A 7,009-nucleotide genomic window follows, 5' to 3' on the forward strand; every position below is an offset into this window, starting at 1 on the left:
GCACCCCCGCACGCGGGAGGCGCGCCCCTCTTGCGGAGCGGCCTCCCGTATGCAGGGCCGAGCGGGTACTTCGGTCGCTTCGGTCGCTGTGGCGCGGTGCGTACGGGGGTGACCTGCGGGTTCGTCGCGTGGGTGGCTCAGCGACCCAGGACGACACGTCCGGGTGTTCTCCGTACCGACGGCTCTCGTCCGCCTAGCCGACCGGGCCGGTGAGCACGGAGGTGAAGACGTCCTTGCCGTCCTGGTGGCCGGTGACCTCCACCGTGACCATGTTGCCGGGCTCGTGCTCCACCCGGGTCACCTCGATCCAGCAGGGCCGGTCGAGTTCGGCGTACTGGTGGAAGTCGTTGGCGGCGGCGGCCGGGGTGAACGGCCTGGGCGCCATCACGGCGCAGGCGGCCTGGCGGGCCGCTTCGAGCAGGACCATGCCGGGCACGTGATCGCCCTTGTGGTCGAAGAGGATCGGATGGTCGAGGTCCGGGGTGAGCAGCCAGCGCGGGCTTCCGCCGGGTGTGCCCCCGGGGGCGGGGGAGAGCACGACATCCGTGGTGAACGGCCTTCCGACGACGGCCGGCGGCAGCGGATTGCGGGCCGGGTGCGTTTCGGTGGCCGGTGGCTGGGCGGCGCGGTTCTGACGTAACCGGTTGTAGACGGCCGGGGGGATCACGGAGATCTGCCCGGTGCCGCCCGCCAGGGAGCGGCCGCCCCGGCGGAGCGCGAACTCGAAGGCGACGCGGCTGGCGATGCCCCTGCGCCGGACGATGTCCGTGCACCGGGTGTCGAGGTCGAAGTCGGTGGGGCCCGAGGCGATGCGCAGATTCCCGGGATCGGCCGTGTACGTGATGCTCGACATCACGAAGTTGTGGCCGAGCGGCACGCCCAGCTCCACGTGGGAGACGTAGATGCCCGCCTGCCGGAACGTTTCCGCGATCTGGAGCGGGTCGTGGCTCGTGCCGTCCTGGCTCCGGAACATGGTGTGGGCGCGAGGCCATTGGCCGGTCAGCGCGAAGTTCATCCCGTCCCGGGAGTCGCATCCGGTGAGGAACACCTCCGCGACCGAGTCGCGGTGCACGTACTCCTTCGCGACCGTGCTGGTCAGCCGCGGCGCGGCCGGGACGGTTCTGGCTTCAGCAGTGGTGAGACTCATGGTGCCCCCGTCTGGACTTGAAACCTGCGTTCGGCGACGCCACTTAAGATACGGACCTACCGGTTTTCTTCAATCGGGCCAAAAGTAAAGACTTCACCAAGGACTGAGCGTTTACTTGAATATCCTATTCCGTTTCACTGTCGCTGACGGGCACTTGACCCTTCACAAGCAGACAGGAAAGCGGACGTAAGGTGCATGATTCCTCGCCTCGTTCGCGTCAGCCGCCTCCGCTGTTGCGATAAGAAACCTGTCAGACGGTTTCTTATGTTGGTTCGCGGTGCATTTTTCGGGGAGAACGACTGGAGAAACCAACTGTTTCCAAGGCCGGGGCTCACGAGGCCCCCGGCCGCATGCAGAATGATCAGCTGAACCCCCTGAGGCGCACGTCGCGACTGTAAACCAACCAGCCGTGCGGTTTGCTAGGGTGTGCACGAGTCAGTATGGAGAATCCAGGGTGAATCGGACGGCTTCCCGCCCGTTCCGCGCCCGGCCCGGAGGAGGACACGATGGTGAAGCAGGCGCGAGCGGCTGTGACGCGTCAGGCCCTCATCTCGGCCGCGGCGGAGGTCTTCGGCGCCGACGGGTACGCCATGGCGACGCTGCCGGTCATCAGCGGCCGGGCCGGAGTGAGTTCGGGCGCCCTGCACTTCCACTTCCCCAACAAGGACGCGCTGGCGGCCGCGGTGGAGGCCGCCGCCGCGGAGTCCGCCCTCGCGCTGACCGAGGAGAGCGCCAGGGCCGCCGAGGGGGGCCGGCTCCAGGGGCTCGTCGCCGCCGTGGGCCGCCTGATGGACGCGGTCACCGACGACCCGGTCGTGCGCGCGGGCTTCCGGCTGGGCGGCGACCCTTCGCGCAAGAGCGAGGCCAAGCTCCACGACTGGTGGTACGAGTGGGTGCGCAACGCCCTCGTCCAGGCCCGCGCCAACGGGGAGTTGGCCGAGGACGTCTCGGCGGAGGACGCGGCGGTGGTCATCGTGGCGGCGACGCTCGGTCTGGAAACCCTCGGCGCGGCCGACCGGTACTGGCGGTCCGCGGAGCGGCTGGTCCAGCTGTGGGAGTTCACGCTGCCGCGGCTGAGCCCGGCGGAGTAGCACCGCGGCTCCGGTGCCACCCCTTGCCGGTCCCGGTGCGGCTCCCCGGAACGCTGTTCCGGGGAGCCTCCACCCAGTGAACGAGGCCTCCACCTCGCAAAACAGTCCATGCGGTCTGGTGATTCGAGGGCTTGCTGTTGCCGCGCGGCTCCCCTCGGACCCCTCAACTCGCTTCTCTTTGTCCGCATTTAGAGAAACTTATCGGATCAAGGTGACCGCCCCTCAAGGAACGCTGGCGCTCCGCACGAGATCAAACAGGACGCACGGTTTGGTATTGACATACCGCCCGTGCTGTTTTTAAATCGTTCCGTCAGTAGAAGTTCCAGGCCGTTCCGGCGGCCGGGGGATGACGGGGAGACCGCGTGGACATCGACGTACTCGGCACGCTCGCCGTGCGGGAACTGGGCACTTCGATCACACCGACCGCGCCCAAGCCCCGGCAGGTGCTCGCCCTGCTGGCCCTGCACGCGGACGAGGTGGTGCCCGTGGACACCCTCACCGAGGAGCTGTGGGGGAGCGAGCCGCCGCGCAGCGCCCGGCCCACCCTCCAGACCTACATCCTCCAGCTGCGCGAACTGATCACCGCAGCGCTCGAGGAGCACGGCGACGACACCCGCACGGCCAAGGACGTCCTGCTCACCGTCCCCGGAGGCTACTTACTCAAGGGCGGTGACGGCAGCCACGACGTGCAGGAGTTCGAGCGGCTGGCCGGCATGGGATACCGGGCCATGGATGCCGAGGACTTCCCCGAGGGTGCGCGGCTGCTCCGTGAGGCGCTGGCCCTGTGGACCGGCCCGGCACTCGCCGACGTCCACACCGGGACGCACCTCGACACCCAGATCAAGCGACTGGAGGAGAGCCGGCTGTGCGCCCTGGACCAGCGCATCGAGGCCGACCTCAGACTGGGCCGTCACCGCGAACTGCTCTCCGAACTCACCGTCCTGCTCAGCAGGTACTCCACCCATGAGAGCCTGTGCGGCCAGTACATGCTGGCCCTCTACCGCTCCGGCCGGCGCGGCGAAGCGCTGGACGCCTATCAGCGGCTGCGCTCCACACTGGTCCGCACGCTCGGGCTCGAACCCTCGCCCGCGCTGGCCAAGCTGCAGCGTTCCATTCTCATGGCCCGGCCCGAGGGCGTCGCGGGGGCGAGCGGAGTGCGGCTCGCCTGAGAGGGCAGCCGTACCGGCTGAGGGAGGGCATGTGATGCGGCGTACGCAGGATCAGGGCCCCGATGAGTGACGATCCGGTGCTTGCGGTGGTTTTCGCACCCGTGCCCGCCGCCTCCGGCCCGTCCGTCGAGGCGGAGCTCTGCGGCTCCCTCGACCCGGGACCGGCCGAGGCGGTGGCGGCCCGGGTGACCCAGCGGCACGCGTACACGGTGACGGCGGAGGCGTCCGGCGCCGGGCGCCTCACCCTGCGCGTCGCGCACGCGGACGGCGGTCGGGGCAGGCCCGGAGCCGCGGTGTTCGCCGACGTCCTGGCGCTGGCGGGCGGCGCGCGCGACACCGTCACCGTGGCCGGACACCAGCAGGACCTGATCCGCGCGGCCGTCGAGGAGCCGGCGGGCGGGCACGTCGGCCAGGTCGCCTGGAACTGGACGGGCCAGGTCGACCTGACCCGGTTCACCGCCGCCTGGCTGTCCGTCGCCGACCGGGAGACCGTGCTGCGGGCGGCCTTCGACTGGACTCACCTGCCCCGCCTGGTGCTGCACGACTGGGCCGCGATCGACGTCGCCCACCTCGCGCACGGCGCCGTCTCCTGGAGCGACCTGATCGAGCGCGACCGCCTGCGCGGCTTCGCACCGCACCGCCCCGGGCTGCTGCGCGTGACCCTGCTGGAGGGGCCGCCCCGCCCCGGGGGCACCCGCGCGCCCACCCGGGTCCTGCTCACCTATCACCGGGCGCTGCTGGACGAACGCGGCGTTCACCTGCTGCTGCGGGAGTTCTACCGGGCCTACGCCCGTGGCGGCGCCCTGCCCGGCCGCGAGCGGCGACCCGATGTGCGCGACCACGCCCGGTGGCTGGCCCGGCAGCGCACCGAGGCCGCCCGCGCCTACTGGGCGACGGCCGCCGCGCCCCCGGAGACGGCCGCGCGCGGGACGGCGGACGACGGCTCCCCGGCCGGGCCCCTCGGCACCGGCCGCGTGCACCGGCGGCTGCGGCCGCCCCAGACCACCCGGCTGCGCACCTGGGCCGCGATGCGCGGGGCGGGGGAGTCCAGCGCCCTGCACGCCGTGTGGGCCCTGCTGCTGTACCGGGCGGCCGGTGCGGCCGGCCCGGTGCCGGTCAGCTTCGGCGTGCACCTGTCGGCCCGGGACATTCCGATGGAGGGCGCCGCGGGCATTCCGGGGCTGCTGGGCAATCCGCTGCCGATGACGGTCACGGTCGACCCTGCCGAGCCGGTGGTCGGTCTGCTCGGGCAGGCGCGCGACGCCGCGCTGGACCTGGCCGTCCACGCCTGGGTGCCGGGCGACCGGGTCCGGGTCTGGACCGGCCGGAACCCCGATGCCGAACTCTTCGAGACCGGCATCGTGTTCGACAACCGGGTCGAGCTGCCCCCGGCGCTGCTGGCGGAGCTGCGCGCCCAGGGCGTCGAGGTGGACGCCCCGCGCAGCATCAGCGCCCACCCCGGACTGCCGCTCACCCTGGCGGCCCGGCACGACGCGGACGGCGGGCTCGCCCTGACGGTGCGCTACGACCGCCGGTGCCTGGGGGACGTGGACGCGTCCGCGCTGCTCTCGCACTGCGTACGCCTGCTGAGGTCGTTGCCGGACCACCACGATCCGCAGTCCTCCGTGGGCGACCTCCTCGAACTCCTCCAGGGCTTCGAGGTGCCCCGCGTGCTGCCGCGTCCGCCCGTGCCGGAGGGGCCCGACGTGGCGGTGCTGCGCGCCGGGGACCCGTCGGCCGACACGATCGTGCTGGTGCGGACACCGGGGGTGCCCGTGGGGACGTACGAGGCGCTGGCCCGTCATCACCGTGGCCCGGAACGGATCGTGAGCCTGCGGGCGGCGCGGCCGGGGGACCCTTCCGTGCTGTCCCGGGTGCCGGGGCCCCGGCGGCTGGTGCTGTGCGGGGCCGGGCCGGGGGGCGCGGCAGCGTACGAGATGGCGTGCGCGGCCGACGAGGGCACGGTAGCGGCCGTGGTCATGACGGGCGTCGGCAGCGGGCCCGGTTGTGCCCGCGCGCTGGCGAACGGTCTGAAGTCCGTGCGCGCGGGGAGTCGTTGACCGGCCTCCGAGCGGTTCTCCAGTGGAGTTGGAGCGGTGCTCCAGCGGAGTGGCCGATGCTGCCGTAAACGCTGGAGGTGGGGTATGGGCGGTCCGGGACCGGCAGTGTCCGCGTTGCGCATCGAGCGTGGACGGGCCACCGAGGAGGAACTCGCCGCGCTCACGGTGGTGCTGCTCGCCCTGCGCGCGGACGCCGGCGGGCAGCGGGCTGAGGCCCCGGCCGGGAGCGCCCCGGGGTGGAGCCCGGAGCCCGCCTACCGGGCTCCGCGCAGCTGGCGATAGTGCGGCAACGCATTCCAGGAAGGGACCTGACGACATGTCGATAACCGCTTCCCCCGTCCCGGAACTGCTGGGGCAGACCGGTCTTCGCGGCCGTGTGGCGGAACTGCGCGAGATCCACGCGGCCGCGGAGCACGGACCCGGAGACCGGGCGACCGAGGTGCAGCACGCCAAGGGCAAGCTGACGGCGCGCGAGCGCATCGAACTGCTCTTCGATCCGGGTTCGTTCCATGAGGTGGAGCAGTTGCGGCGGCACCGGGCGACGGGTTTCGGTCTGGAGGCGAAGCGGCCGTACACCGATGGTGTGATCACGGGCTGGGGGACGGTCGAGGGCCGGACGGTCTTCGTGTACGCGCATGACTTCCGGATCTTCGGCGGGGCGCTGGGCGAGGCCCACGCGACGAAGATCCACAAGATCATGGACATGGCCATTTCGGCGGGTGCGCCGTTGGTGTCGTTGAACGACGGCGCGGGTGCCCGTATCCAGGAGGGCGTCTCGGCGCTCGCCGGGTACGGGGGCATCTTCCAGCGCAACACCAAGGCGTCCGGTGTGATCCCGCAGATCAGCGTGATGCTCGGTCCGTGTGCGGGCGGCGCGGCGTACAGTCCCGCGCTGACGGACTTCGTGTTCATGGTGCGTGAGACCTCGCAGATGTTCATCACGGGTCCGGACGTCGTGAAGGCGGTCACCGGCGAGGAGATCACGCAGAACGGGCTGGGCGGCGCGGACGTCCACGCCGAGACGTCGGGCGTCGCGCACTTCGCGTACGACGACGAGGAGACCTGCATCGCCGAGGTCCGCTACCTGCTGTCCCTGCTGCCGCGGAACAACCGCGAGAACCCGCCCGTGGCGCCTGCCGCCGACCCCGCCGACCGCCGCTCGGACACCCTCCTCGACCTGGTCCCGGTGGACGGCAACCGCCCGTACGACATGGCGGAGGTCATCGAGGAACTGGTGGACGACGGTGAGTACCTGGAGGTCCACGAGCGCTGGGCGCGCAACATCATCTGCGCGCTGGCCCGGCTGGGCGGCGAGGTGGTGGGCATCGTCGCCAACCAGCCCAAGACGCTGGCCGGCGTGCTGGACATCGAGGCGTCCGAGAAGGCCGCGCGCTTCGTCCAGCTCTGCGACGCCTTCAACATCCCGATCGTGACGCTCCTCGACGTGCCCGGCTTCCTGCCCGGCGTCGATCAGGAGCACGGTGGGATCATCCGGCACGGCGCGAAGCTGCTCTACGCGTACTGCAACGCGACGGTGCCGCG

Annotated in this window: 6 protein-coding genes; 5 read left to right on the forward strand and 1 reads right to left on the reverse strand. The window is 71.6% G+C overall.

What is annotated here, in order from left to right:
- Positions 1-193: 193 nt before the first annotated feature.
- Entirely contained in the window at positions 194-1,147 is a 954-nt protein-coding gene (locus AB0L33_RS34380; RefSeq protein WP_365687625.1) for a ScbA/BarX family gamma-butyrolactone biosynthesis protein, read from the reverse strand.
- A 506-nt stretch (positions 1,148-1,653) separates the two neighbouring features.
- Here AB0L33_RS34380 and AB0L33_RS34385 point away from each other — a divergent pair.
- The 5 genes from AB0L33_RS34385 to AB0L33_RS34405 all read left to right on the forward strand — a co-directional run.
- A complete protein-coding gene (locus AB0L33_RS34385) occupies positions 1,654-2,238 on the forward strand; it encodes a ScbR family autoregulator-binding transcription factor (RefSeq protein ID WP_365687627.1) in 585 nt (194 codons plus the stop codon).
- 362 nt (positions 2,239-2,600) lie between these two features.
- Positions 2,601-3,407 carry an AfsR/SARP family transcriptional regulator gene (locus tag AB0L33_RS34390; protein WP_365687628.1) on the forward strand — a complete coding sequence of 269 codons (807 nt, stop codon included), beginning with the start codon at positions 2,601-2,603 and terminating at the stop codon, positions 3,405-3,407.
- 62 nt (positions 3,408-3,469) lie between these two features.
- The gene (locus AB0L33_RS34395) at positions 3,470-5,467 is read left to right on the forward strand and encodes a condensation domain-containing protein (protein WP_365687629.1); all 1,998 of its coding nucleotides are present in this window, start codon (positions 3,470-3,472) and stop codon (positions 5,465-5,467) included.
- Between the two features lie 84 nt (positions 5,468-5,551).
- Positions 5,552-5,749 (forward strand): acyl-CoA carboxylase subunit epsilon, encoded by a 198-nt coding sequence (locus tag AB0L33_RS34400; RefSeq protein ID WP_365687630.1) that lies wholly within the window; start codon positions 5,552-5,554, stop codon positions 5,747-5,749.
- Positions 5,750-5,783: 34 nt separating this feature from the next.
- Positions 5,784-7,009: acyl-CoA carboxylase subunit beta (locus AB0L33_RS34405; protein ID WP_365687632.1), on the forward strand; the 1,226-nt coding region annotated here is incomplete at its 3' end.

The sequence above is a fragment of the Streptomyces sp. NPDC052299 genome, from assembly GCF_040679335.1.
Classification (GTDB): Bacteria; Actinomycetota; Actinomycetes; order Streptomycetales; family Streptomycetaceae; genus Streptomyces.

Bases quoted from the DNA above. Each gene is read 5' to 3' on its own strand.
- AB0L33_RS34380 (WP_365687625.1), bottom strand. From the start codon at position 1,147: ATGAGTCTCACCACTGCTGAAGCCAGAACCGTCCCGGCCGCGCCGCGG.
- AB0L33_RS34385 (WP_365687627.1), top strand. From the start codon at position 1,654: ATGGTGAAGCAGGCGCGAGCGGCTGTGACGCGTCAGGCCCTCATCTCG.
- AB0L33_RS34395 (WP_365687629.1), top strand. From the start codon at position 3,470: ATGAGTGACGATCCGGTGCTTGCGGTGGTTTTCGCACCCGTGCCCGCC.
- AB0L33_RS34400 (WP_365687630.1), top strand. From the start codon at position 5,552: ATGGGCGGTCCGGGACCGGCAGTGTCCGCGTTGCGCATCGAGCGTGGA.